This is a genomic window from Pseudoalteromonas sp. QJM3NY_22 (assembly GCF_056173065.1).
Genome location: NZ_CM149655.1, coordinates 3,030,445 through 3,055,904, shown reverse-complemented (window position 1 = coordinate 3,055,904; position 25,460 = coordinate 3,030,445). Strand labels below are relative to the sequence as shown.

Sequence of the window (25,460 nt, the reverse complement as noted above, 5' to 3'; positions counted from 1 at the left end):
CTAAATACCTCATTAGCGGGCAACCATGGCATGATTTAATAAATGTACAACCATTGCAATAGCATGAGGGATAACTTGTTTTGCGGTATCAACACGGTCGTAATGATCTTCCGAATTAAGCACAATACCGCCTTGAGCGTACGAAAAAGAGCCGCCTTGGGTTAGCAATGGACGTACATCCGTTGAGGCTTTATCTAACGGTGAAAAGGTATTTATTGCTTGACGTATTAAGCTAGGATCATTGAGTTGTTCTTGATCATAATAATCCTTTATCCAGCCTTCCCAGCTAGAGTGATTTAAATCTGAAGTTGTCCATGTGTGATGCGGCTGAAGTAAATCAGTTGTATGAAATACAAAGCCCAGTACCTGTGGATTACCACTGTCTAAATAGCTTTGAAACCAGTATTGGCCTAAGTTATCGATTGGTTGAAAAGGGATTTTTTCAAAATCATTATACATACTATAGTTTGATTGACTATCAATTCGGTAATGAGCTTCGGTAATGTCATAACTATTATATTTTGAAGAGTCAGCATTAAACCAGCCCGTTTCTCTTCCCTTTCCATCATCTAAATAGTCCCCTTTTAACCAAGCCGCAGCTAAGCTATCAATGGAGCCCCATACAGTGAGTTTGTCGTAGTTATAGCCGCCAAAATCATTACCATGCTGATCAGCGCCTTGCGTATGGTTTTGAAAGTGCCAATAGCTAGTATATTTTACAATGCTTTCAGCCGCGCCCCAAAGAGGAGCTTGGACACAAGAGCCGGTAATGGCACCACATAAAAAAGTATCTTCAAAATCATCAACATCATAGGCTGCTTGCCCTAGTAGCTCAGCCAGTTGTGAGACTGACATTTTATTTTGTAAAGCATATTGCGACAGTGCTGCATATTGCGTTGATTGTGGGTTTTGCTCCATATAACTTACAGCGTCAATAACAATCCGCTTATGGGTTTCTTGGCTAAATGCGTGTGCTTGGTTGATACTTGTAAGTAATATAATTGCCGACGTTAATATTTTTTTCATTTTTATCTCATTGCTGTATTTAAAAATTAACGCTATTAAAAGATAGCGCTATTACATTACAATGACAGAAGAATTAAACATTTAATTAACAAGTTTACCTGTTTTATATATCACAAACTTTCTAAATCAATTAAATGCGCAGCAGCTTGTTTTATCAGCGCTTTTTTTTGCTCTTCGGTTTGTCGGTCCCAGTTTTTATAAACCATGCCTATGCGAGGGTTTTTCTCTAATTTACTGCGGTGGGTGTGCATAAAGTTCCAGTACAGGCTATTGAGGGGGCATGCTTTTTCTCCCACTTTTTGTTTAACATCGTATTGGCAACGCTTGCAGTAATCGCTCATTTTATTAATATAGTTTCCGCTTGCTGCGTAGGGTTTTGTAGCAATAATGCCATCATCGGCAAATTGGCTCATTCCTCGAGTATTAGGCATTTCTACCCACTCGATTGCATCTATATAAACACCTAAATACCAATTATCTACGTCATCAGGATTAATTCCCGTGAGCATACAAAAGTTTCCAATAACCATTAAGCGCTGAATATGATGCGCGTATGAGGTTTCTAAACTTTGTGTAAGTGCGTGGCTTAAACAATTCATTTTAGTAGAGCCAGTCCAAAAATAGGATGGCATCTTATTATTGGCTTGTAGTTGATTTTTAGTTGCGTAGTCGGGCATGTTAACCCAATAGATGGCGCGTACGTATTCTCTCCAACCCAGTATTTGCCTTATAAAACCTTCGACTTGTGAAATGGATATTTCGCTGGGTCTTTGTTTATATTCAGTAATTACGCGTTTAATTACATAAAGCGGGTGTAGTATTTTTGTATTTAAAGCAAATGATAAACGGCTATGGTAAAGGCTAGTATTATGCTTACTCTGGTCAGTCATAGCATCTTGAAATTTGCCAAAATTAACGAGCAAATATTCACAAAAGTAATCAAGGCTACTAATTGCTTGCTTTCGCGTTGTTGGCCAAGTGAGTTGATTATCTATACTGCCAAAATAAGCGACTTTATGTTTGTTTAAGCGAGATATAATTGACTTTACATCATTAGTAAATAGCTTTGGAGAGGGGATGTCGTGTATGTCGTTCTTAGAAAATTTATTTCTGTTGTTACTATCAAAATTCCATTTACCTCCTTCAGGCTTACCGGAGTCCATTAAAATATCAAACTGCTTGCGCATATCGCGATAAAAATGCTCCATCGTTACATGTTTATTTTTTACAAAGCGTTTTTTAATTTGTGAAAAGGGGAACAAAAAATGTTCGCTATCCACAGCCCTCACACTTAGCATATGCGTTTTTTTAAATTGTTCTAATTGCGAGTGAAGTCTAAATTCATCAGGGTATTGATACTCTATTACCGAGCATTGGTATTGTTTTGCAATACGGTTAAGCAAATCGGGTAAATTGTTGTCGTTACAAGTCTCATCTAAGGTTAAATGCAATACATTAAAACCAGCCTGGCTTAACGCTGAAGCAAAGTTTTCCATAGCATGGAAAAAAGCACATAATTTTTGAATATGGTGTTTAACATAATGAGTTTCTTGTGCAAGTTCAGCAATAATATAAAGGGTTTCATTATCTTTTTGTTTAAACCAAGAATGCGATGGGTTTAGTTGGTCGCCCAAAATAAGCCTGAGTGTTTTATAGTGTTTCATACTTAGAGCCAAATATATTTAGTACGCCAAAGTGTCGTAAAACGATCTTTTAAAGGTGTTGTAGTACCGCTTAATTATGCGTGGAGTTTTACAATAGCTGGTGTTTTTAATGCTCGATGAGCTAATTCTAAAAAGGTATTGAGCTTTGCTGGTTTTATAAGGGGCTGTTTTTTACTACTTAATGAAGCTTAACCGGCTCATTATAAACTTGAGTGTTGTTATGCTTAGCTTATATGTATTTCAATACCTACTTATATAAGCGCATTTGTTATAAAAGAATGAGCAATAAATACAGGTTCTAATTGGTATTATTTTTTGTTTTGCTTATTCGTTGTTGAAGTGAAATAACGTTACTTATATTGAAAAGTGAACTGTTAGTGCAGTTTTCAAAAAAGGTTAGAAATTCTTGCCATGCGGTTTGGCTTTGTAAGCAAAAATGCTGACCAAGATGAGCTTCTAAAGTAGCGTAAAAAATATCACACAATATTTTAATATCAGTTTGCTGAATATTACGTTTATTTAGGTGTTCTAAATAATGTGTTAAAAAAGGAGTGACAGAAGATGGATTATCTAAATGTTTAATTATGCGCTCTAGCACGCAGTAAAACGTATAACTTTTTTCGTTGAATTGATTTGCAGTTGGGTAATTCATTACAATACCTGATTCTGCTAATTTACGATGAAAGCGTGCTGTAAAAGCATGGAAATTCGGCTTAACAATCTGTAGGCTTTTTAATAATACTGATTGGTTTGTGTTCATTAAATGCCTCTTTGCATTAAGTGTGATTGTTATTGCTTTCGTTGCTTTTATTATAGCTAGAGAAGTTGAAACCGCACGGGTTTATTGGCTTAAATAGATGGTTTAATTAATAAGTCACTGATTTTATTTATTTTGTTTTTGTTAATGAGATTGATTATCTATTCATTGGGATGGCTGTTTAATATTTACTTCAATGCTACGATTGGGGTTATTGATCTTTGAGGATTAAATCTGTTTTACCTGAGGACAGCGTATGTTTGGCATTTATGCTGTGCTATCGCTTATTTGTGAGGAATAACCACACATGATCGACACAGCCTTGTGTAGAAGCTAAACGGGTGCTTTAAATTTAGGCTCGCAAGATAATGAGGCCCTAAAGGTTATTACAACAAATGTTAATTTGTAATACATTAAATTAACAACTTGACGAATTGCAAATTTTATAAACTTATTAGTTATTATGGTTGCTAATTATCCCGCACATCCTTATAATAGCCGCCATTGTTTAGTGTGTTGTATAACCGCTAACAGCGATATTAAATTAAGATTTAATATCTATTGGCGCGGGATGGAGCAGTCTGGTAGCTCGTCGGGCTCATAACCCGAAGGTCGTCGGTTCAAATCCGGCTCCCGCAACCAATTCTACTAATAAGTGTAAGCTTATTAATTTATATCGCGCATTCTAAGTAATGCGCGTTTTGCGTTTAGGCTAATGTAGTTTAATTTGGTCAGTTACTGACTCGCAACCAAGCTCGGCCCTCGGCCACACAGTTTTATGCTTTATTGGTGTGACGCCCCGCTTGGTTCGGGGCGTTGTTGTATCTGCACCTTTCGATTTATGGCTTTTGTCATCAAATCAAAACTTAAACTCAGTATTTTAGGGCTATAAGCCCTTTTTTTGTTTGTATGGAGGATTTTCGTGACAAAACTTGAACAAGATTTAGTAACCATGTTATCGCCAGCGGTAGAAATGTTAGGCTTTGAATTACATGGTCTTGAGTTTGTACAAGCGGGTCGCCATTCTACCTTAAGAGTGTATATTGCTCATGAGGATGGGATCTCAGTTGATAACTGTGCGGATGCAAGTCGCCAAATTAGTGCGATTTTAGACGTCGAAGACCCAATTACAAATGAATATGATTTGGAAGTATCGTCTCCTGGTGTTGATCGTCTATTATTCAAACAAGATCACTACGAGCAGGCGCAAGGAGAGGAAGTACGCGTGCGTACTAAACTTCCACAGGATGGTCGCCGTAATTTTAAGGGCGACTTAGTAGCAGTTAGCAGCGATATGATCACACTATCTAGTGATGGTGCAGAGCATCTAATCATGCTTAGTAACATCGAACGTGCGAATTTAATCGCTAAGTTTTAAATTCGAGTGCGAAGGAATAGGGCAAGCGAGGCATTACCCATGGCAAAAGAGATATTATTGGTTGCTGAAGCCGTTTCCAATGAGAAAGCGGTTCCAAAAGAAAAGATTTTTGAAGCTTTAGAGTTCGCATTAGCGACAGCGACAAAGAAAAAGCATGATGGCGAAATTGAAGTACGTGTAGCAATTGACCGTAAGACCGGCGATTACGATACGTTCCGTCGTTGGCAGATTGCAGCAGTATTAGAAGATGGTTCTTTAGAGAACCCATACAGCGAAATTACGTTAGAAGCTGCGCAGGTTGAAGAACCTGATTTGCAGATGGGCGATTACGTTGAAGAGCAAATAGATTCAATTAAATTTGACCGTATAACTACACAAATGGCTAAGCAAGTAATCGTACAAAAAGTACGTGAAGCTGAGCGTGCTTTAGTAGTCGATGCATACAAAGATCAAGTTGGTGAGTTAGTAACCGGTGTTGTTAAAAAAGCAACACGTGATTCTATCGTTCTTGATTTAGGCAATAACGCTGAAGCTGTTATCTACCGTGATGATATGCTTCCACGTGAAAACTTCCGCCCGGGTGACCGTATCCGTGGTCTTTTATACGAAGTTAAGCCTGAAGCTCGCGGCGCACAATTATTTGTAACGCGTTCTAAGCCTGAAATGCTAATGGAGCTATTCCGCATTGAGGTGCCAGAAATTGGCGAAGAAATGATTGAGTTACGTGCAGCTGCGCGTGATCCAGGTTCTCGCGCTAAAATTGCAGTTAAATCTAACGACAAACGCATTGACCCAATTGGTGCATGTGTTGGTATGCGTGGCGCACGTGTTCAGGCTGTATCGTCAGAACTTGGCGGCGAGCGTGTTGATATCGTTCTTTATGACGATAATCCAGCGCAGTTTGTTATTAATGCAATGTCACCTGCAGAAGTTGCTTCAATCGTAATGGATGAAGACACTCACTCAATGGATATTGCAGTTGATGCAGATAACCTAGCACAAGCGATTGGTCGTAATGGTCAAAATGTTCGTTTAGCAAGCCAACTAACAGGTTGGGAACTAAACGTAATGACTGTTGAAGACATGCGTACTAAAAATGAAGCTGAATCAGATAAGTTGCTTAACTTATTCACTGAAAATTTAGAAATTGATGATGAGTTTGCCTCATTACTTATAAATGAAGGTTTCTCGACACTTGAAGAAGTAGCGTACGTACCAGCATCTGAATTTTTAGAAATTGATGGCTTAGACGAAGAAACAGTTGATCTGCTGCGCTCACGTGCAAAAGATGCATTAACAACTAAAGCACTTAAAACGGAAGAAAGCTTAGAAGGCGCAGAGCCTGCTGAAGACCTACTTGCGCTTGAAGGCTTAGAGCGTCACTTAGCATTTGTTATGGCAAGCAAGGGTGTTGTTACACTTGAAGACTTGGCAGAGCAAGGTATTGACGAATTAGTTGATATTACAGAACTTTCATCTGAAAAAGCGGGTGAACTAATTATGGCTGCACGAAACATTTGTTGGTTTGCAGACGAGTAATTTATTAACGGAGGTATTACACACTATGGCAGAAGTAAATGTTGAAAAACTAGCCGGCGATATAGGTACAACTGTTGATAAATTGCTACAGCAGTTTTCACAAGCAGGTATCACTAAGCAAGCAACTGATAATGTAACCGAAGCTGAAAAAGCAACGTTACTTGATCATTTAAGCAAGCATCATGGCGGTACAGGTTCAGATGGTCCAGCGCGTATGACTTTACAACGTAAGAGCAAAAGCACATTAAGTGTGACTGGCTCTACGGGTAAAGCTAAAGCTGTTCAAGTTGAAGTTCGCAAAACACGTACGTACGTGAAAAAAAGCGCAATGGAACAAGAACAAGAGCAAGCACGCCTAGCCGCTGAAGAAAAAGTACGTCTTGAAGAGCAGCAAAAAGCTGAGCAAGAAGCCGCAGAATTAAAAGCGAAACAAGAGGCAGAGCGCAAAGCGAAAGAAGACGCTGACCGTAAAGCCAAAGAAGAAGCTAAACGCAAAGCAGATGCAGAGCGTAAAGCGAAACAAAAGCAGATGACCCCAGAGCAAAGTGCTAAGTCTGAGAAAGATCGCATAGAAGCTGAGCGTCTGCAAAAAGAAGCAGAAGAGGCCGCATTGAAGAAAGCTGAAGAAGAAGCGAAACGTCAAGCAGAAGAAGCAAGAAAGCTAGCTGAAGAAAACTCGGCACGCTGGAAGAAAGAAGAAGAAGAGCGTAAGAAACGCGAAGAAACAGCGGATCACCATCTTACGACTTCTACTTACGCACGTGAAGCAGAAGATGTTGCCGATGCTCGTGATGAGCAAGGTACACGCCGTGCTAAGAAAAAGAAAAAAGCGCCAGCAAAAGATAAATTTGCAGCGTCAAGAGGCCGTAACAAGTCTAAGTTAAAAGCACCAGCATCGCTGCAGCATGGTTTCCAAAAACCAACTGTTGATGTTAAAAATGAAGTGCGTATTAGCGAAACAATTACAGTAGCTGAGCTTGCATCACGCATGGCTGTTAAAGGCGCTGAAGTTGTAAAAACAATGATGAAAATGGGTGACATGGTTACCATTAACCAAGTGATTGACCAAGAAGCTGCACAATTAGTTGCAGAAGAAATGGGTCACAAGGTTATCATTGTTAAAGAAAACGAATTAGAGCAAACAGTACTTAATGACCGCCATGAAGATGGTAAGTCAGAGCCACGTGCTCCAGTAGTAACTGTTATGGGTCACGTTGACCACGGTAAAACATCGACTCTTGATTATATTCGCTCTGCAAAAGTTGCTTCAGGCGAAGCCGGTGGTATTACACAGCATATTGGTGCATACCATGTTGATGTAAACGGCAATATGATTACCTTCCTAGATACACCAGGACATGCTGCATTTACATCAATGCGTGCTCGTGGTGCTAAAGCGACAGATATCGTAATCCTAGTGGTTGCAGCAGATGATGGCGTTATGCCACAGACTAAAGAAGCGGTACAGCACGCACGTGCAGCTGGCGTTCCTTTAATCATTGCTGTAAACAAAATGGATAAAGAAGGCGCAGATCCAGATCGCGTTAAAAACGAACTAGCTGTACTTGACGTTATTCCAGAAGAGTGGGGCGGCGATACGCAGTATGTTCATATCTCAGCTAAAACTGGTTTAGGTATTGACGACCTTCTTGAAGCTGTGCTTATGCAATCTGAGCTTTTAGAATTAACTGCACCTACTGAAGGTATGGCTGCAGGTGTTGTTATTGAATCTCGTCTTGATAAAGGCCGTGGTCCAGTAGCATCAGTACTTGTTCAATCTGGTACGCTTAACCAAGGTGACATTGTATTATGTGGTCTTGAGTATGGCCGTGTTCGTGCAATGCGCGATGAAAACGGTAAAGACATTAAATCTGCTGGTCCATCTATTCCAGTTGAGATTTTAGGTCTTTCTGGTATTCCAGCTGCGGGCGACGAAGCGACTGTTGTTAAAGATGAGCGTAAAGCGCGTGAAGTTGCTTTATACCGTCAAGGTAAGTTCCGCGATGTTAAGCTAGCACGTCAGCAAAAAGCTAAGCTTGAAAACATGTTTACTAACATGACTGAAGGCGATGTTTCTGAAGTTAACGTGGTACTTAAAGCAGACGTTCAAGGTTCTATCGAAGCAATCTCTGATTCACTAACTAAACTTTCTACTGATGAAGTAAAAGTGAAGATTGTTGGTTCAGGTGTTGGTGGTATTACTGAGACTGATGCAACCCTAGCTGCAGCGTCTAACGCAATTGTAGTTGGCTTTAACGTTCGTGCTGATGCTTCTGCTCGTAAAGTGATTGATACTGAAAACTTAGACCTTCGTTATTACAGCGTAATTTATGCCTTAATCGAAGAAGTTAAGCAAGCCATGTCAGGTATGCTAGCGCCAGAGTTTAAACAAGAAATCATTGGTCTTGCTCAAGTTCGTGACGTATTTAAGTCTCCAAAAATTGGCGCAATTGCTGGTTGTATGGTTACTGAAGGTGTTATCAAACGTAGCGCTCCAATCCGTGTACTACGTGAAAACGTGGTTATCTATGAAGGTGAGCTTGAGTCACTTCGTCGCTTTAAAGACGATGTTGCTGATGTTCGTAACGGCATGGAATGTGGTATCGGCGTTAAGAATTACAATGACGTACGTGTTGGTGACCAAATCGAAGTATTTGAAACAGTTGAAGTACAACGTACTCTATAATTGTTACTAGGGTGTATTGAACGCTTAAGGTTAACGCCCGGGCGTTCTACACGCTCTACGCTAAGATTTTAAATGGGGGCTTAGCCCCCATTTGCATATCCATTATTTAGTTAACTTATTATTTAATTTCAATAAGTTATTATTTTAGGACAAGTATAATGAGAGAATTTTCTCGCACTGATCGTGTTGCACAGCAAATCCAAAAAGAAATTGCTGTAATTTTACAACGCGAAATTAAAGATCCACGCTTAGGTATGGTGACAGTGTCAGCGGTAGAAGTATCGCGCGATTTATCTTATGCCAAAATTTTCATTACTGTGTTTAACACACAAGATGAAGATGCAGCAAAGCAAAGCGCAAAAGTACTAAATGAAGCAACGGGTTATATTCGCTCGTTACTTGGTAAGCGTATTCGTGCACGTATAATGCCTGAGTTAAAGTTTGTTGTTGATAACTCATTAATGGAAGGTATGCGTATTTCTAATTTAGTGGATTCTATTATCCGCGAAGATAACGCAAAGCATATTGATGAAGACGTAGAAAGTGTTGATGCTGATGAAGTTTTAGATAGCGAAGAAAGTACTGAGCACGTAGACGATACAGATAGCGAAGAAGGCACTGATACAGATGGCAAAGCGCAGTAAAGGCCGTGCAGTTGACGGTATTTTGTTGTTAAACAAACCGCAAGGCATTTCATCAAATAAAGCTCTGCAGCAAGCAAAAGGTGTTTATTTTGCGCAAAAAGCTGGGCACACAGGTGCTTTAGATCCACTTGCTACAGGTATGCTGCCAATTTGTTTTGGTGAAGCGACTAAGTTTACGCAGTTTTTACTCGATACAGATAAAACCTATATCGTTCGTGCACAACTGGGTGAGCGTACAACAACATCAGATTCTGATGGCGAAATTGTTAGCACTAAAGATGTGAACGTAACGCGTGAACAGCTAACAAAAGAAATTGCTGCTTTTGTTGGTGAGTCTGATCAATATCCGTCAATGTACTCGGCACTTAAGTATCAAGGTAGACCGTTATATAAGTACGCTCGCGAAGGTATTGAAGTACCTCGCAAATGCAGAAAAATAAACGTGTTTAGCTTATCGTTTGACGAATTTGATGAACAAAACAACGTATTACAAATGACGGCTCATGTATCTAAAGGGACGTACATTCGTACAATCGTTGACGATTTAGGCGAAAACCTAGGCTGCGGTGCACACGTTATTATGCTCCACAGAACCGCTGTTGGTCAGTATCCGGCAGATAAAATGGTATCGCTTGATGAAATTGAAGCATTACTTGCTAAAGCGAAAGAAGAAGAGCTTGCGCCTTCGACTTATTTAGACTCGTTGTTATTACCTATAGACACTGCTTTAACTGATTTACCCGTTGTTGAAATCACAAAAGAACAAGGGGGAATTTTTAGTCACGGGCAAGCTGTAGAATTACCAATCGCTTTACCTGATGGTGCAATTAAAGTTGTTGCGGATAATATATTTATTGGTACTGGTGAGCGCAACTCAAATGGACATTTAAAGGTTAAACGTGGTCTTGCTAGCCAGCAAGATGATTACGTAAAGCCGGAATAAGCAACTAATGTGCCCAGTAGTGGCTTATTAGTTGTAGATGGGGATAATTAACTTGTAGTTATTCCCACAGTTGGTAGAATACGCCCGCTTAATCGTTTTGGCTGAATTAGTGATCGGCTAAGACACCTTTTAAATTTAATTTTTGGAGTTACTATGTCACTAAGCAATCAAGAAAAAATCGATATCATTGCTAAATTTGCACGTGCAGAAGGCGATACAGGTTCATCAGAAGTACAAGTAGCATTACTTACTTATGATATCAACAAGCTTCAAGGTCACTTTGCTGATCACAAGCATGACTTCCACTCACGTCGTGGTCTGCTTCGTAAAGTAAGCACTCGCCGTAAACTACTTGATTACCTTAAAGGTAAAGATATCACTAGTTATACTGCACTAATCAAAGAACTTGGCCTACGTCGCTAAGAACTAGATTATAGAAAAAGGAGCTTTTTAGCTCCTTTTTTTGTGCCTGAAATTTGTGTTTTTAAATTAAGAAAATTCTTAAACCTATTGAATTGCAATATAAAACCCCCATTTCATAGCTTACCAAGAGCTATTGTATTTAACCGCTAAATAAGCCCAGCTGAAATCGAGTAGTTAGATTGAACAAATTTCAATCCGCAAAGATCAACACACCCTAGACTCGCATTTTGAAGTAGCTTTGGTATATACTATGCGCGTAGATAAAAAGGTTTATCTACGCTTATCCACATCATTGCCAATTGTAGTACTTAATTGATTTCCAACTGAATACAATTATGTACTGTAATTGGTACTTTGATGACAACTTATTAGAATACATTTAAGGAATATTTTAAGTGCAAGCAATTATTAAAGAATTTCAACTAGGTCAACACACAGTGACACTAGAAACTGGTGCAATCGCTCGTCAAGCCGACGGCGCAGTACTAGTAAGCATTGGCGATACTTCAGTTTTAGTAACTGTTGTAGGTAAGCGTGAAGCACAACCAGGTCAAGACTTTTTCCCATTAACGGTAAACTACCAAGAGCGTATGTACGCTGCTGGTCGTATCCCAGGTGGTTTCTTAAAGCGTGAAGGTCGTCCTAACGATGGCGAAACACTTATTGCACGTCTTATTGACCGTCCAATTCGTCCACTTTTCCCAAGCGGTTTTGTAAACGAAGTACAAGTTATTGCAACTGTTGTTTCTGTTAACCCTGAAATCCAACCAGATATGGTTGCGATGATTGGTACTTCAGCAGCACTTGCTATCTCTGGTATCCCGTTCAGTGGCCCAATTGGTGCAGCTCGCGTTGGTTACATCAACGGCGAATATGTACTTAACCCTACATTAAAAGAGCTTGAAGAAAGCCAACTTGATTTAGTGGTAGCCGGTACTGATAAAGCGGTACTTATGGTTGAGTCAGAAGCTAACGTACTTGCTGAAGACGTAATGCTTGGTGCTGTTGTATACGGTCATGAGCAATCTCAAGCGATCATCACTGCAATCGAAGAATTTAAAGCGCAAGCAGGCAAGCCGACTTGGGATTGGACTGCACCTGAGAAAAATGTTGCACTTGAAGATAAAGTAGCAACTATTGCTGCTGATAAAGTAGGCGCAGCTTACTTAATCACTGATAAAGTAGCGCGTAAAGAAGCACTTGGTGAAGCTAAAGATGAAGTTGTTGCAGTATTAACAGCTGAACTTGCTGAAGGCGAGTCTTTAGACAAGCAAGAAATTGGCAAAATCTTCGGTTCACTTGAGAAGAAAATCGTTCGTGGCCGTATCGCAGCTGGCGAAAAACGTATCGATGGTCGTGAACCAGATATGATTCGTGCACTAGACGTAATGACTGGCGTATTACCGCGTACTCACGGTTCTGCTATCTTTACTCGTGGCGAAACCCAGGCGTTAGTAACAGCGACACTTGGTACAGAACGTGATTCACAGTTAATCGACGATTTAACGGGTACTCATAAAAACCACTTTATGCTTAACTATAACTTCCCTCCATTTTGTGTAGGTGAAACTGGTTTTGTTGGTTCTCCTAAGCGTCGTGAAATCGGCCATGGTAACCTTGCTAAGCGTGGTATTTCAGCTGTAATGCCTACACTAACTGAGTTCCCTTACTCAATTCGTGTAGTATCTGAAATTACTGAATCAAACGGTTCTTCTTCAATGGCTTCTGTGTGTGGTACTTCACTTGCACTTATGAACGCGGGTGTACCAATTAAAGCATCTGTTGCCGGTATTGCGATGGGTCTAGTTAAAGAAGACGATAAATTCGTTGTTCTTTCTGACATTTTAGGTGATGAAGATCACTTAGGTGACATGGACTTTAAAGTTGCCGGTACTGCTGCGGGTATTACTGCACTTCAAATGGATATCAAAATCGAAGGTATCACTCAAGAAATCATGCAAATTGCGCTTAAACAAGCAAAAGCTGCACGTTTACATATCTTAGAAGTGATGGATGAAGCGATTTCTGCTCCTTCTGAAGAGCTATCAATGTTTGCTCCTCGCATATACACAATGAAAATCCCACAGAAGAAAATCGCTGAAGTTATTGGTAAAGGTGGCGCAACTATTCGTCAGCTTACTGAAGAAACTGGCACAACGATTGAAATCGGTGACGACGGTACAATTAAAATTGCCGCTACTGATGGCGAAAGTGCAGCTAATGCGATTAGCCGTATTGAGCAATTAACAGCTGAACTTGAAGTAGGTACTATCTACGAAGGTAAAGTTGTACGTATCGTAGACTTCGGTGCGTTTGTAAACATTCTTCCTGGTAAAGATGGTCTAGTACATATTTCTCAAATTAGTACTGAGCGCGTTAATAACGTGGCTGATCACCTTTCTGAAGGTCAAGAAGTTAAAGTTAAAGTACTAGAAGTAGATCGCCAAGGCCGTGTACGTCTAAGTATTAAAGAAGCAATGGAATCAGCAGCACCTGCAGCTGACGCGCCAACTGACGCGTAATTGCTAATACTTCATCCAGATATTTACTGGATAATATAAAAGAGGGGCTGTTTAGCCCCTTTTTTTATGCTTTAATGAGGCTAATTAAATTTAAACAAAGATTATTCAAGGAAGCTAAATTACTCATAAATAGTGTTCAAATTTAAAAGTGACAAACTCACAACATAATTTTACCTAATTACTGAGCAGTTTACCTAGAGCAATAATAGTTCATCAATTGCTATGAACCTATTGAGACATCGTCTGTCATATTGCTACCTATCTTGGTATTAAGGATTTTAATGATACTCAAACATTTAGCTTTGGCATCTTTCGCTATTTTGTCTTTAAGCGCTTGCCAAACTACAACAGAATCAGAACCAACCCCGATTGTTAATGTGCCATTTACTGCACCTTTAGCCTCTGACTTTAGAAGTGAAATTGCTATTGCACGCTACTCAGAGTTATTGAATAGAGCAGATTTAAGCCCTGATCAACAAGCGAAGTTATATTATGACCGTGGTGTGTTATTTGATAGCTTAGGCATGACTACGCTTTCGCGTATTGATTTTAACCGCGCTGTAAAACTTAAGCCTGATTTAGCTGAAGTATATAATTTTTTGGGTATTCAACATACGTTAATGCAACAATATGAAAAAGCTTATGAATTTTTCGATTCGGCCCTTGAGCTTGATGAAGATCACGAATACGCCTATTTAAATCGAGGTATTGCACTTTATTATGGTGATAGGTCTGGTATTGCTAAAACCGATTTTAGTGCATTTTTAGCTCGCTCTCCAAATGACCCTTATCGTGTATTATGGGTTTATTTAGCAGATGCTAAGGTAAATAAGGAGCAAGCTCTTGTTGAACTTAAAACGAATGCAACAGCACTTGACGATTCACAATGGGCGTTTCAACTAATTTCGCTTTTTGCAGGTGATATGAGCGAGCATGCTTTTTTATCTGGCATTAGTGAGGGTGTTAAGTCGGAACAAGAATATGCTCAGCGTTTATGTGAAGCTTATTTTTACTTAGCTAAATTGCATCAGGCTGCTGGTGATAAATACTTAGCCGCTGATTATTTTAGATTAGCTCTAGCAACTAATGTACATGAGTTTATTGAGTATAAATATGCACGTTTAGAACTTGAGTTAATGGCTGGTGACGACGCAAGTTAAGGCATTAAAATTGGCAGGTGTATTACTGTGTAGCCTTTTAATAACAGGCTCAGGTAATCACCTTGACGCGATTGGCTTTTGGCATGTTTTGAACACAAAGGCCAGTGTGTTAAAAGTCTATAGACGCTTCCCTAATTATTTTGCGGTTCATTTACCGCGACTACCAGATACCTCCCTAGCTATATTGGCTAGAAATCACATTCCCTCTGCACAATATGCTTATTCAATAAGACTTTTAAATAATAACGACAGTGATGCGGCTAAACAATTTTGGTTGGCAGGTATAAATAAATTAAATGCAATTGAGCGTAAAGAGTTAGCTGTTCAGTTATTAGCTCAATCACGTTGGGATGATTTAAAGCTGTTAGCCGATATAAAGCAGTTACCAGAAGGGGATGTTTTTAATCACCTCAGGTTGCATTTATCTATAGCGGAAAATAATATACCGCGCGAATTTATACAAAATTTGGGTTTTTCTTTTTTAGAGGATATTGACGAGCCTAAAAAGCACTGTATGTTTAATGTAATTGTAATGAGCGATCACCGAAATGGTTTATATAAATTAGGTGACTTTATAACTACATACAATCGGCAGCCAGAGCCACGCGAAAATATATTTTGTTTTTCAAAGCCCGTGTATGTTGCGACTGCGCTCAATTGTAAAAGTAATATCAATAATGCTGCGCAATGTGATTGGCAGGCCTCTAGATTTAAAAATGAGCTTCTTAGCAATTATGATTTTTTAGTAATGATGCCAAAGCATGGCACTGCAAATGTCCGTAAAGGCAAAATGCTTATTAACTCACAGGCAAACTACAGTATATTTTTACACGAACTTATGCACTTTAACCGTTTTGAGGATGAGTATACTTTGCCTATATCAAAACAAGCATGGTTGTGCGCACGAAGTGGGTTTGTAGCACCAAATTTATATATTACACATGGTGAACCTGCACCAGAAGGTTGGCATAAAAGTGAAAGTTGTCAACAAGGAGGTATTGCTTATAAGCCAAGTGAAAAGTGGTCTATTATGCAGTATCAACAATTAGGGCTCTCAACGCAATACAGGGAACTTTGGTTGAAGTATTTAGATATGACTAAGGGGGACTTCTACCGTCACTCAGATGAGCTTACGTCTATAAATAAGGCTATATTAAATTAACAATCGTCAGCAATGCTATATTGATTTTTTAGCTTGAAAAAATTGTTAGTTTTTGTTTTGAAAACATTCATATAACCCCGCTTTATATAGACAAAATTAGTGTTTTTCAGTATAACTATAACTATTAATGTCGTTAAAAAACAGGCAGTAAAAGCATCACTTAATCCTAAAAGAGTGACGCCCTGATAAACTTATGATTATAAAAGGCCCTACATTATGACTTTGCTCTGGATACCCTTGTTATCCTTAATTGGCAGTGTTATTTCTGCATGCACAGGTAAGTTATCCCGCAATTTAAGCACTAGTTTAACGGCTCTCGCGCCCTTGACGGCTTTGGGGATTACTCTATACCATGCACCTGCAGTTTTAGCGGGCGAAACCATTCGTTATTCATTAGCTTGGATCCCGTCAATAGGACTCGATTTATCTCTGCGGTTAGATGGCCTCAGTTTATTGTTTATGTTTATGATTTTAGGCATAGGCTTGCTCGTTATCCTCTACACGCGTTACTACCTAAGCGCTAACGATTCAATGGCCAAGTTATATAGTTACTTAATGCTATTTATGACTGCAATGCTTGGTATTGTTATGTCTAACAACGTCATTCAACTGTGGTTGTTTTGGGAATTAACCAGCATCAGCTCATTTTTATTAATTAGCTTTTGGTGGCATAAGTCCGAAGCACGCAAGGGCGCGCGCATGGCGCTTGCTGTGACTGGTGCTGGCGGTTTAGCATTACTTGCTGGCTTAATGTTATTGAGTGATATTGTTGGTAGTTATGACTTAGATGTTATTCTAGCGAGTAAAGCAATAATTCAATCTCACGATTTATACGAAGTAGCATTGGTATTGGTGCTATTGGGTGCATTTTCTAAATCGGCACAATTTCCATTTCATTTTTGGCTTCCTCATGCAATGGCTGCACCTACGCCAGTGAGCGCGTATTTACATTCTGCAACTATGGTAAAAGCCGGTATATTTTTGTTAGCACGTTTTCACCCTGCTTTAGCTGGGACCGATACGTGGTTCTTGCTCGTTGGGTTAACGGGTTTAGCTACGCTGTTGTTTGGTGCTTATATAGCATTATTCAAACATGACTTAAAAGGCTTGTTAGCCTATTCAACAATAAGCCATTTGGGTTTAATAACGCTGTTACTCGGGCTTGATACTGAGCTTGCAACTGTTGCGGCAATATTCCACATTATTAACCATGCCACGTTTAAAGCGTCGTTATTTATGGCCGTCGGTATTATTGATCACGAAACGGGCACGCGTGATATGCGTAAATTAAATGGTATGTGGCGATACTTACCATACACTGCAACGCTTGCGATGGTCGCGGCGGCTGCAATGGCGGGTGTACCATTACTTAATGGGTTTTTATCTAAAGAAATGTTTTTTGCAGAAACGCTGCATCAGCAAGTACTTGGTTCTATGTCGTGGCTAATACCAGTACTGGCAACTGTTGCAGGCGCATTTGCGGTTGCGTATTCCGCACGCTTTATTCACGATGTTTTTTTTAACGGTGATCCAATTAATTTACCACGAATACCTCATGAACCACCACGTTATATGCGTGTACCAATAGAGATACTCGTTGTCATTTGTTTATTAGTAGGGATGTTTCCGCACTTTGCAATTGATGGCATCTTATCTGCGGCATCCTTAGCTGTATTAGGGCAAAAAATGCCACATTACGAATTAGCTATTTGGCATGGATTTAACTTACCTTTACTTATGAGTGCAATGGCTGTTGTTGGCGGCTTATTTATTTATGTTAATCGTAAATATCTATTTCAATTTCAAGCATCGTTACCACCTCTAAACGCTAAAAAAACGTTTGAACGTGTAATATTAAGCGTTATTGCTTGGTGTCAGTCAAAGGTAAGCAGTACAGAAAATGGATCGCTGCAGCGCTACCTTGTAATTATGTTAGCGGTAGTATTACTGTGTGCGGGTTGGCCATTATTTGAAATGCAACAACTTGCCGGTAGCATGCCACTTACGCCTGTTGATGTGCACAATGCAATTGGTGCAGGCTTATTAATTATTGGTGCTCTTGCCACCGTTATTTGGCATCGCTCTCGAATGGTATCGTTGTTAATGCTCTCAATTGTGGGGTTAATGGTGTCGGTTGTATTTACACGTTTTTCTGCTCCAGATTTAGCGCTTACGCAGCTAACCGTTGAAGTGGTTACTATTATTTTACTTATGCTGGCATTGTTTTTCTTGCCCCAACATACGCCAAAAGAATCAAGTTCATTACGTGTACTTCGAGATTTAGCAATAGCCTCTACGTTAGGTGTAGTTATAGCAAGTATTTGTTACGCGTTACTCACACGCCCATTAGATTCAATCTCAGACTTCTTTATTGCTAACGCTAAAATTGGTGGCGGTGGTACTAACGTAGTTAACGTTATTTTGGTTGACTTTAGGGGCTTTGATACGCTTGGAGAAATTACCGTATTAGGCATTGCCGCATTAGGTATATTTAAAGTACTTTCTCGAATTCCATTATTTATGCCTGCAAGTGACAGCGAAGGCCGCCCATGGGCTAAAGAACGTCATCCAATATTATTGGCGAGTATTTCACAAAGTTTATTACCGCTTGCGTTGTTGGTGTCGGCGTATATTTTCTTACGAGGGCATAACTTACCTGGTGGTGGCTTTATTGCAGGACTGGTAACGTCAATCGCGTTTATTTTACAATATATGGCGCATGGTACGGCATGGATAAACGAACGTTTTGATGTTAATTATCGTAAAATCATAGCTTCAGGCATTGGTATTTCACTGTTTACAGGTGTGGGTAGCTGGTTCTTTGATAAGCCATTTTTAACAACCTGGTTTGACTACTTTGATATTCCGTTTGTCGGTAAAACAGAGCTTGCCAGCGCGATTGCATTTGACCTAGGTGTCTACTTAACGGTTGTAGGCGCTACGTTAATGATTTTAGCAAGCTTAGGTAATATGACGGCAGATACCCAGAAAAAAGAGGTAAATATTTAATGGAATTATTGTACGCATCTTGCGTTGGAGTATTGGTCAGTTGCGGTGTGTTTTTACTGCTAAGAGCTCGTACGTTCCCTGTAGTACTTGGGCTTACTATGATTTCATATGCTGTTAACTTATTTTTGTTTTCAGCAGGTCGTCTTACTATTAATAAAGCGGTAGTACTTGGTACTGGTACAGAATACGCCGATCCTCTACCTCAAGCTTTAGTGCTTACAGCTATTGTTATTGGTTTTGCGATGACCGCATTCGTGGTTATTTTGGCAATACGTGGGCGCGCCGATTTAGGTAGCGACCATGTTGATGGTTATGTGCCTAATACCTCAGCAGATAACAAGGAGCAAAAATGATCCAACATTTAGCTTCGCTACCTATTTTATTACCTATGCTTACGGCCGTTATTTTATTACTGCCGCCATGTGGTAAAAGCGTCAAAATTCGCCGCTTAGTTTCAATTGTAATGGCAGTAGCTACTTTTGCTATTAGTGTATTTTTACTTGTACATATTAATAATACGGGTATTAACGTTTACGCTATTGGTAATTGGTCTGCACCATTTGGAATCGTCTTAGTAGCCGATATGTTGTCAACTTTATTGGTTACGTTAACTTCACTTTTAGGTTTGGGCGCTATTTTATATGGTAGTGCCGGCGATGATGAAAAAGGCAGCTTTTATCATCCACTTGTTCATTTTTTAATATTGGGTGTAAATGGCGCGTTTTTAACTGGTGATTTATTTAATCTATTTGTATTTTTTGAAGTGCTACTGATTGCATCATATGCATTGTTAATGCACGCAGGTGATAAACAAAACACCCGTGCGGCACTGCAATATGTAATATTAAATTTAGTTGGCTCAAGCGTATTTTTAATCGGTTTGGGTATTCTGTACGGTGTACTTGGTACGCTTAATATTGCAGATATGGCGCAAAAAGTATCACAGCTTTCGGGCGATGATGTATACCTAGCAAAAGCAGGTGGTTTATTATTACTCATTGTATTTGCTTTAAAGGCCGCACTATTACCTCTGCATTTATGGCTTCCAAATACGTATTCAAGCGCTAAACCTGTAGTTGCTGCATTGTTTGCGATTATGACCAAAGTAGGCGTTTACGCCATGCTTCGTGTTTACACGGTGATATTTGGCGAACAAGCAGGAGCGCTTGAACACATGGCGCAGCCTTGGCTTTGGGGCTTAGCAATTGCCACCATTATAGTGGGTGCCATTGGTGTTATGGCAGCGCAAGACTTACGTAAACTAACGGCTAACTTAGTATTAGTATCGGTAGGTACGTTGGTTGCGCTAATTGCATTGCAAAATGTAAATGCCACTGCTGCACTTTTATATTATTTAGTGCATTCAACACTTGTTAGTGCCGCTCTATTTTTACTAGCAGACTTAGTTTCAATCCAGCGCGGTAAAGTTGGCGATAGGCTTGTGGCGGGTCGCTCTGTTAAACAGCCATTTCTATTAGGTGTGTGCTTTATTATTGCGGCTTTAACGGTAGTTGGTATGCCGCCACTATCAGGCTTTGTAGGTAAAATTTGGATACTTAAAGCGACATTAAACAGTGAGCAAGCTTTACTATTTTGGCCAGTATATTTAGTAACAAGTTTTGCGTTGTTAGTAGCGCTTTCGCGCGCTGGCACAACCTTGTTCTGGGAGCATAAAAGTAAAAATAGCGAAAATGCTGAGTGTGTAAATGCGAACCCATTGCAAGTAATTGTAATTATAGGTTTACTTGCGTGTTCACCATTATTAGTAATTTTTGGCGGGCCCATTAGTGAATATATGTTGGGTGCTGCTGTGCAGTTACATGACATAAGCGGCGGCATTAATGCTGTACTTAAAGGAGGCATGTGATGAGATTACAAGCCCGTTTTCGTTGGTTACCAACGCCATTTCGTAGCTTATTTTTGTTTATGGTTTGGCTATTGTTAAATAATAGCGTGTCGGTAGGGCACTTAGTATTAGCGACTATTTTTGCAATACTTATCCCGATATTAAGTTTTTCGCTTCGCGAGCCTCAGCCGCTAATTTTAAAGCCGGGCTTGGCTCTCAAGCAGTTGCTTATTGTGCTGTACGATATTGTTGTAGCAAATTTACAAGTGGCTTTACTTATACTTGGGCCATCTAAAAATTTGCGTCCGGCCTTTATAAAAGTACCGATAGATTTAACTCATGATATGCCAATTACTATATTGGCCAGTTGTGTATCGCTTACACCCGGTACTGTGAGTGCAGAGGTTTACCCAATTGCTGAATCGTTATTTGAGGGTGAAGAGCCAACGCAACGCTACTTATTAATACATGTGCTTGATCTTAAAGATGAACAAGCACTTATCAAACAAATAAAACAACGCTACGAAGCTCCACTAAAGGAGATATTTCAATGTTAGATACTGTATTACTCATTGTTTTTTCAATGATTGGCTTATCATTATTACTTAATTTATGGCGATTGATCATCGGTCCGTCAGTGCCTGACCGTGTTTTAGCGCTCGATACTATGTACATTAACGTCATCGCACTGATTATTTTATACAGTATTAGTATGGATACAGGGCTTTATTTTGAAGCTGCACTGCTTATTGCTATGCTCGGTTTTATAAGTACAGTTGCAGTGTGTAAGTATTTACTACGTGGCGATATAATTGAATAAGGTGAAAACATGATCAGCGAATGGGTTGTATCAATATTATTGTTATTTGGTGGTACGTTTATTTTAATTGGCTCAATAGGCTTAATTAAACTACCTGACTTTTTTATGCGTTTGCATGGACCAACTAAAGCAACCACGTTGGGCATGGCGAGTATGTTAATTGCTGCTATGGTTTATTTTGCAAATTCAGGGCATGGCCTAAGTGTTAAAGAAATACTCATTACTATATTTTTACTAATTACGGCACCGATTAGTGGCTACATGTTAATAAAGTCTGCTATTCATCATAAGCTAAAAGCCAAAGAAGGCACTAAAGGCCTAGATAATGTAGAAGACGATTAGCATAAAAATATATTTATAAAAGGCCGAATAAATTTATTTTATTCGGCCTTTTTAATGATTACTTGTACCCTTTACAATACAAATTATTCATGTGACTATAAGTCCATTATTTATATGAAAGGATATTATTATGGGTAAGGTACTACTTTTATCATTACTGATTTTTTCTAGTAGTTTGTATGCTGAACAAAATTCTAAGCAGCAAAAAATTGATGAACTCATTAATGTAATGAACATGGATGCAATGGTTGATTCTATGTACGGCCAGGTTGAAGGTATGATGAAAGGCATGTCAGACCAAATGGGCGTTAAGCCTTCTGAACAGGCTATTTTTGATAAATACTACGGCGACATGACAACGGTATTAAAAACCGAAATGAGCTGGGCTAAAATGCAGCCAATGATGATTAGCGTGTACGACAAACATTTTAGTGAGCAAGAAATTGCTGATATGTTAGCGTTTTATAAAACAGATACAGGGCAAAAAATACTTGAAAAAATGCCTGTTGTAATGCAAGAGTCTATGCAAATGTCACAAAGCTTGATGAAAGATGCTATGCCTAAAATTCAAGATATAGCAGGCAAGCTAAGCGAAGAGCTAAAAGCCTCACGCGAGCATGCTAACTAGAGACTGCTGATATTTGCTGGTTAAATTTAACCTTTGAAGAACAATAGATTCAATACTTTTACCTCTCTTATTTAAGCGCTCTAGCCAGAGCGCTTTCACTTATTCGCTAAATCAGTTTCAGTAAATTTAAATTATGCTTTAATGCTCCTCTCTATTGACCTGTGTGTTGCACATAGGTTTATTATTGAACTATTGAAATTCCACGGGGCTAAATTATGCATGTTAAACAACTTGCCAAGTTAATGGGCGTGACTGCCGATACTGTTCGTCATTACACACGTATTGGGTTACTTAACCCAATACGCAGTGAAGAAAATGGCTATCAAGAATATACAAAGCAAGACCAGCAACGTTTAAAGTTTATTATTAGTGCGCGTCAACTTGGTTTTTCACTCAAAGATATTCAACACATTATAGGCGAGTCAGAGCAAGGGAATTGTCCTTGTCCGTTAACGCGTAAACTCATTACTAAACGCCTAGAAGAAACCGAAGCACTATTTCAAGAAACATTAAAACTACGAAACAGGATGCATGCAGCTCTGGATCAATGGGATACATCAGCCGATGGTGCAAATTCCAGTGACGTGTGTAGTTTAATAGAATCTTTTGTTGATCCAATAAACGATTCTGCAAATAAGGAGCAGCGTAATGACGACTAATACAAAAGACACCGCGCAAAACTTTATTATTGAAGGCGCTAATTGCGGCAGTTGTGTGGCTAAAATTGAAAAAGCCCTTAATAGCGTGCAAGGCGCGCAAAACGTGGAAATGAACTTTGCACAGCGTACTGTACGTGTAGAAGGTAAAGCCTGTGAAAGCACGCTTATTAAAGCAGTCGAAAACATTGGTTATTCAGCTAAGCCAATGAGTAACGAGTCTGATCAAGATGCACTTGATGAAAAAGCAAAGTCGGATGAGGCACATTATAAAAAGCTAATGCGTAATATGATATTAGCGTTAGGGGTCGGTGCGCCGTTAATGATATACGGGCTTATTTTTGACATGAGTGTGACCACCGACACACAACGAATAGCCTGGTTTTTAGTGGGCATAGTCACGCTTGTGGTTATGGCTATATCAGGTAAACAATTTTACAACGGTGCATGGCAGGCATTCAAAAACCATGCTGCCAATATGGATACATTAATAGCGCTTGGTACAGGTACTGCGTGGTTGTATTCAATGTTTGTAGTAATAGCACCAAACTTATTACCACAAGTCGCAAGACACGTATATTTTGAAGCATCATCGATGATCATCGGTTTAATTAGTTTAGGGCTCGCTTTTGAAGTAAAAGCACGTGGGCGCACCTCACAAGCAATTAAACGCTTAATTGGCCTGCAACCAAAAACTGCACGCGTAATTCGCGATGGGCAAGAGCAAGACATCGACATGAGTGATGTTGTAAGAAATGATGAAGTACGCGTACGCCCGGGTGAAAAAATCCCTGTGGATGGCGATGTTATTGAAGGCAGCAGTACGGTTGATGAGTCAATGCTTACTGGTGAGCCAATGGCCGTCCGCAAAAAAATGGGTGATAAAGTCGTTGCCGGAAGTATTAATAAAAGTGGCACTTTATTATTTAAAACCACGCACATTGGTAGCGAAACCACACTTGCCAATATTATCAATATGGTTAAGCGTGCACAAAACTCAAAGCCATCAATAGGGCGCTTAGCTGATGTTATATCAGGAATATTTGTACCAACAGTCATGATTATTGCGGTGCTTGCAGGCCTTGCATGGTTAAACTTCGGACCTGAGCCATCAATTGCTTATGCCGTTGTTGCGGTTACCACCGTACTTATTATTGCTTGTCCTTGTGCGCTAGGACTCGCAACCCCTATGTCGGTTATGGTGGGTATTGGTAAAGCTGCAGAGTCAGGAATATTAATTCGAAATGGTGAGTCGCTGCAAACAACATCTAAAATCACCACCATGATTTTAGATAAAACAGGTACTATTACTCAAGGCACTCCACAAGTTACCGATGTAGTTACATTTAACAACCGTGATGAAAATACAGTAATGCAACTGGCCGCAAGCCTTGAAAGTAGCTCAGAGCATCCACTGGCCCAAGCAATTACGGCATATGCTCAAAAGCAGGGCTTAGCTTTAAGTAAAGTAGCCGACTTTGATGCAATTACAGGTAAAGGTGTAGCCGGCAGTGTTGACGGGCAAACATTATTGTTTGGCAATAAAGCGCTAATGGATAAATACAATGTAGCCGTTGATGATGCAACCGAGCAAGCTCAAACACTTGCCAGTGATGCTAAAACGCCCATGTATTTTGCAAGTAATAATAAGCTCCACGCTATTATAGCAGTAGCAGATCCTATTAAAGAGGATTCAGTTGAGGCTATTAAACGCCTGCAAGATAAAGGTATCCATCTAGTTATGCTAACAGGTGACAACAAAGCCACTGCACGAGCCGTTGCTAAACAAGTTGGTATTGATGAATTTATTGCAGAAGTAATGCCCGATGATAAAGTAAACGAAGTAACAAAGCGCCAAGCAAACGGTGAAATAGTGGGTATGACAGGTGACGGTATTAACGATGCCCCAGCACTTGCGCAAGCGGATGTAGGGTTTGCAATTGGCACAGGTACCGATGTTGCAATAGAAAGCGCAGACATTACCTTAATGCGTGGTTCGTTACATGGCCTTGCTGATGCAATTGCAGTGAGTAATGCAACTATATCAAATATTAAACAAAACCTATTTGGTGCCTTTATTTATAACGTGGCGGGTATTCCGATTGCAGCCGGCGTGTTGTATCCATTTTTTGGCATCCTACTTAACCCTGTTGTTGCCGGTGCAGCTATGGCACTTTCATCGCTAACAGTGGTAAGTAACGCTAATCGCTTACGTTTTTTCAAACCAAATAAATCGTAATTTAAGCTAAGGAGTA

Annotated in this window: 21 protein-coding genes and 1 tRNA gene; 19 read left to right on the top strand and 3 right to left on the bottom strand. The window is 39.6% G+C overall.

Annotated elements, in window-relative coordinates; all coding sequences use genetic code 11:
* Nucleotides 1-12: 12 nt before the first annotated feature.
* From AC0VZ4_RS13950 to AC0VZ4_RS13940, 3 genes are all read right to left on the bottom strand, one after another.
* Nucleotides 13-1,026, bottom strand: a complete 1,014-nt coding sequence (locus AC0VZ4_RS13950; protein WP_475439947.1) for a phospholipase C/P1 nuclease family protein — start codon at nucleotides 1,024-1,026, stop codon at nucleotides 13-15.
* A 110-nt stretch (nucleotides 1,027-1,136) separates the two neighbouring features.
* The gene (locus AC0VZ4_RS13945; RefSeq protein ID WP_475439946.1) at nucleotides 1,137-2,690 is read right to left on the bottom strand and encodes a cryptochrome/photolyase family protein; all 1,554 of its coding nucleotides are present in this window, start codon (nucleotides 2,688-2,690) and stop codon (nucleotides 1,137-1,139) included.
* Nucleotides 2,691-2,988: 298 nt separating this feature from the next.
* Complete coding sequence (locus tag AC0VZ4_RS13940; RefSeq protein WP_007378506.1) at nucleotides 2,989-3,450, bottom strand: globin; 462 nt, start codon at nucleotides 3,448-3,450, stop codon at nucleotides 2,989-2,991.
* Nucleotides 3,451-4,012: 562 nt separating this feature from the next.
* Here AC0VZ4_RS13940 and AC0VZ4_RS13935 point away from each other — a divergent pair.
* The 19 genes from AC0VZ4_RS13935 (at nucleotide 4,013) to AC0VZ4_RS13845 (ending at nucleotide 25,444) form a co-directional block, all read left to right on the top strand.
* A tRNA-Met gene (locus AC0VZ4_RS13935) sits at nucleotides 4,013-4,089 on the top strand.
* A gap of 280 nt (nucleotides 4,090-4,369) precedes the next feature.
* A complete protein-coding gene (gene rimP / locus AC0VZ4_RS13930) occupies nucleotides 4,370-4,825 on the top strand; it encodes a ribosome maturation factor RimP (protein WP_007378505.1) in 456 nt (151 codons plus the stop codon).
* A gap of 39 nt (nucleotides 4,826-4,864) precedes the next feature.
* Nucleotides 4,865-6,364 carry a transcription termination factor NusA gene (gene nusA, locus AC0VZ4_RS13925; protein WP_007378504.1) on the top strand — a complete coding sequence of 500 codons (1,500 nt, stop codon included), beginning with the start codon at nucleotides 4,865-4,867 and terminating at the stop codon, nucleotides 6,362-6,364.
* A 25-nt stretch (nucleotides 6,365-6,389) separates the two neighbouring features.
* Nucleotides 6,390-9,050, top strand: coding sequence for a translation initiation factor IF-2 (gene infB / locus AC0VZ4_RS13920; RefSeq protein WP_007378503.1), 2,661 nt, complete (start codon nucleotides 6,390-6,392; stop codon nucleotides 9,048-9,050).
* A gap of 158 nt (nucleotides 9,051-9,208) precedes the next feature.
* The gene (rbfA, locus tag AC0VZ4_RS13915; RefSeq protein ID WP_149613338.1) at nucleotides 9,209-9,694 is read left to right on the top strand and encodes a 30S ribosome-binding factor RbfA; all 486 of its coding nucleotides are present in this window, start codon (nucleotides 9,209-9,211) and stop codon (nucleotides 9,692-9,694) included.
* The gene (truB, locus tag AC0VZ4_RS13910) at nucleotides 9,678-10,637 is read left to right on the top strand and encodes a tRNA pseudouridine(55) synthase TruB (RefSeq protein WP_008134623.1); all 960 of its coding nucleotides are present in this window, start codon (nucleotides 9,678-9,680) and stop codon (nucleotides 10,635-10,637) included. The genes rbfA and truB overlap by 17 nt, the downstream gene beginning before the upstream one ends.
* Before the next feature lie 153 nt (nucleotides 10,638-10,790).
* Nucleotides 10,791-11,060 carry a 30S ribosomal protein S15 gene (rpsO, locus tag AC0VZ4_RS13905; protein ID WP_002958490.1) on the top strand — a complete coding sequence of 90 codons (270 nt, stop codon included), beginning with the start codon at nucleotides 10,791-10,793 and terminating at the stop codon, nucleotides 11,058-11,060.
* Between the two features lie 395 nt (nucleotides 11,061-11,455).
* Nucleotides 11,456-13,582 (top strand): polyribonucleotide nucleotidyltransferase, encoded by a 2,127-nt coding sequence (gene pnp, locus AC0VZ4_RS13900; RefSeq protein ID WP_008134625.1) that lies wholly within the window; start codon nucleotides 11,456-11,458, stop codon nucleotides 13,580-13,582.
* 281 nt (nucleotides 13,583-13,863) lie between these two features.
* Nucleotides 13,864-14,742 (top strand): lipoprotein NlpI, encoded by an 879-nt coding sequence (gene nlpI / locus AC0VZ4_RS13895; RefSeq protein ID WP_007378499.1) that lies wholly within the window; start codon nucleotides 13,864-13,866, stop codon nucleotides 14,740-14,742.
* A gap of 10 nt (nucleotides 14,743-14,752) precedes the next feature.
* Nucleotides 14,753-15,904, top strand: a complete 1,152-nt coding sequence (locus AC0VZ4_RS13890) for a hypothetical protein (RefSeq protein WP_475439944.1) — start codon at nucleotides 14,753-14,755, stop codon at nucleotides 15,902-15,904.
* 216 nt (nucleotides 15,905-16,120) lie between these two features.
* A complete protein-coding gene (locus AC0VZ4_RS13885) occupies nucleotides 16,121-18,913 on the top strand; it encodes a monovalent cation/H+ antiporter subunit A (RefSeq protein ID WP_475439943.1) in 2,793 nt (930 codons plus the stop codon).
* The gene (locus AC0VZ4_RS13880) at nucleotides 18,913-19,266 is read left to right on the top strand and encodes a Na+/H+ antiporter subunit C (RefSeq protein ID WP_010554685.1); all 354 of its coding nucleotides are present in this window, start codon (nucleotides 18,913-18,915) and stop codon (nucleotides 19,264-19,266) included. The genes AC0VZ4_RS13885 and AC0VZ4_RS13880 overlap by 1 nt, the downstream gene beginning before the upstream one ends.
* Entirely contained in the window at nucleotides 19,263-20,780 is a 1,518-nt protein-coding gene (locus AC0VZ4_RS13875; RefSeq protein ID WP_475439942.1) for a monovalent cation/H+ antiporter subunit D, read from the top strand. The genes AC0VZ4_RS13880 and AC0VZ4_RS13875 overlap by 4 nt, the downstream gene beginning before the upstream one ends.
* Nucleotides 20,780-21,316: a Na+/H+ antiporter subunit E gene (locus AC0VZ4_RS13870; protein WP_149606215.1), complete on the top strand. Its 537-nt coding sequence runs from the start codon at nucleotides 20,780-20,782 to the stop codon at nucleotides 21,314-21,316. Before AC0VZ4_RS13875 ends, AC0VZ4_RS13870 begins: the two co-directional genes overlap by 1 nt.
* Nucleotides 21,310-21,579 carry a K+/H+ antiporter subunit F gene (locus AC0VZ4_RS13865; protein ID WP_007378493.1) on the top strand — a complete coding sequence of 90 codons (270 nt, stop codon included), beginning with the start codon at nucleotides 21,310-21,312 and terminating at the stop codon, nucleotides 21,577-21,579. Before AC0VZ4_RS13870 ends, AC0VZ4_RS13865 begins: the two co-directional genes overlap by 7 nt.
* A gap of 9 nt (nucleotides 21,580-21,588) precedes the next feature.
* Nucleotides 21,589-21,921: a Na+/H+ antiporter subunit G gene (locus tag AC0VZ4_RS13860; RefSeq protein ID WP_007378492.1), complete on the top strand. Its 333-nt coding sequence runs from the start codon at nucleotides 21,589-21,591 to the stop codon at nucleotides 21,919-21,921.
* 130 nt (nucleotides 21,922-22,051) lie between these two features.
* Entirely contained in the window at nucleotides 22,052-22,549 is a 498-nt protein-coding gene (locus AC0VZ4_RS13855; RefSeq protein WP_475439941.1) for a DUF2059 domain-containing protein, read from the top strand.
* A gap of 215 nt (nucleotides 22,550-22,764) precedes the next feature.
* Nucleotides 22,765-23,208: a MerR family transcriptional regulator gene (locus tag AC0VZ4_RS13850; RefSeq protein WP_475439940.1), complete on the top strand. Its 444-nt coding sequence runs from the start codon at nucleotides 22,765-22,767 to the stop codon at nucleotides 23,206-23,208.
* Complete coding sequence (locus AC0VZ4_RS13845; RefSeq protein WP_475439939.1) at nucleotides 23,198-25,444, top strand: heavy metal translocating P-type ATPase; 2,247 nt, start codon at nucleotides 23,198-23,200, stop codon at nucleotides 25,442-25,444. Before AC0VZ4_RS13850 ends, AC0VZ4_RS13845 begins: the two co-directional genes overlap by 11 nt.
* The last annotated feature ends 16 nt before the right edge of the window (nucleotides 25,445-25,460 follow it).

Bases quoted from the DNA above. Each gene is read 5' to 3' on its own strand.
- AC0VZ4_RS13950 (WP_475439947.1), bottom strand. From the start codon at position 1,026: ATGAAAAAAATATTAACGTCGGCAATTATATTACTTACAAGTATCAAC.
- AC0VZ4_RS13945 (WP_475439946.1), bottom strand. From the start codon at position 2,690: ATGAAACACTATAAAACACTCAGGCTTATTTTGGGCGACCAACTAAAC.
- AC0VZ4_RS13940 (WP_007378506.1), bottom strand. From the start codon at position 3,450: ATGAACACAAACCAATCAGTATTATTAAAAAGCCTACAGATTGTTAAG.
- nusA (WP_007378504.1), top strand. From the start codon at position 4,865: ATGGCAAAAGAGATATTATTGGTTGCTGAAGCCGTTTCCAATGAGAAA.
- infB (WP_007378503.1), top strand. From the start codon at position 6,390: ATGGCAGAAGTAAATGTTGAAAAACTAGCCGGCGATATAGGTACAACT.
- rbfA (WP_149613338.1), top strand. From the start codon at position 9,209: ATGAGAGAATTTTCTCGCACTGATCGTGTTGCACAGCAAATCCAAAAA.
- truB (WP_008134623.1), top strand. From the start codon at position 9,678: ATGGCAAAGCGCAGTAAAGGCCGTGCAGTTGACGGTATTTTGTTGTTA.
- rpsO (WP_002958490.1), top strand. From the start codon at position 10,791: ATGTCACTAAGCAATCAAGAAAAAATCGATATCATTGCTAAATTTGCA.
- nlpI (WP_007378499.1), top strand. From the start codon at position 13,864: ATGATACTCAAACATTTAGCTTTGGCATCTTTCGCTATTTTGTCTTTA.
- AC0VZ4_RS13885 (WP_475439943.1), top strand. From the start codon at position 16,121: ATGACTTTGCTCTGGATACCCTTGTTATCCTTAATTGGCAGTGTTATT.
- AC0VZ4_RS13880 (WP_010554685.1), top strand. From the start codon at position 18,913: ATGGAATTATTGTACGCATCTTGCGTTGGAGTATTGGTCAGTTGCGGT.
- AC0VZ4_RS13875 (WP_475439942.1), top strand. From the start codon at position 19,263: ATGATCCAACATTTAGCTTCGCTACCTATTTTATTACCTATGCTTACG.
- AC0VZ4_RS13870 (WP_149606215.1), top strand. From the start codon at position 20,780: ATGAGATTACAAGCCCGTTTTCGTTGGTTACCAACGCCATTTCGTAGC.
- AC0VZ4_RS13865 (WP_007378493.1), top strand. From the start codon at position 21,310: ATGTTAGATACTGTATTACTCATTGTTTTTTCAATGATTGGCTTATCA.
- AC0VZ4_RS13860 (WP_007378492.1), top strand. From the start codon at position 21,589: ATGATCAGCGAATGGGTTGTATCAATATTATTGTTATTTGGTGGTACG.
- AC0VZ4_RS13855 (WP_475439941.1), top strand. From the start codon at position 22,052: ATGGGTAAGGTACTACTTTTATCATTACTGATTTTTTCTAGTAGTTTG.
- AC0VZ4_RS13850 (WP_475439940.1), top strand. From the start codon at position 22,765: ATGCATGTTAAACAACTTGCCAAGTTAATGGGCGTGACTGCCGATACT.
- AC0VZ4_RS13845 (WP_475439939.1), top strand. From the start codon at position 23,198: ATGACGACTAATACAAAAGACACCGCGCAAAACTTTATTATTGAAGGC.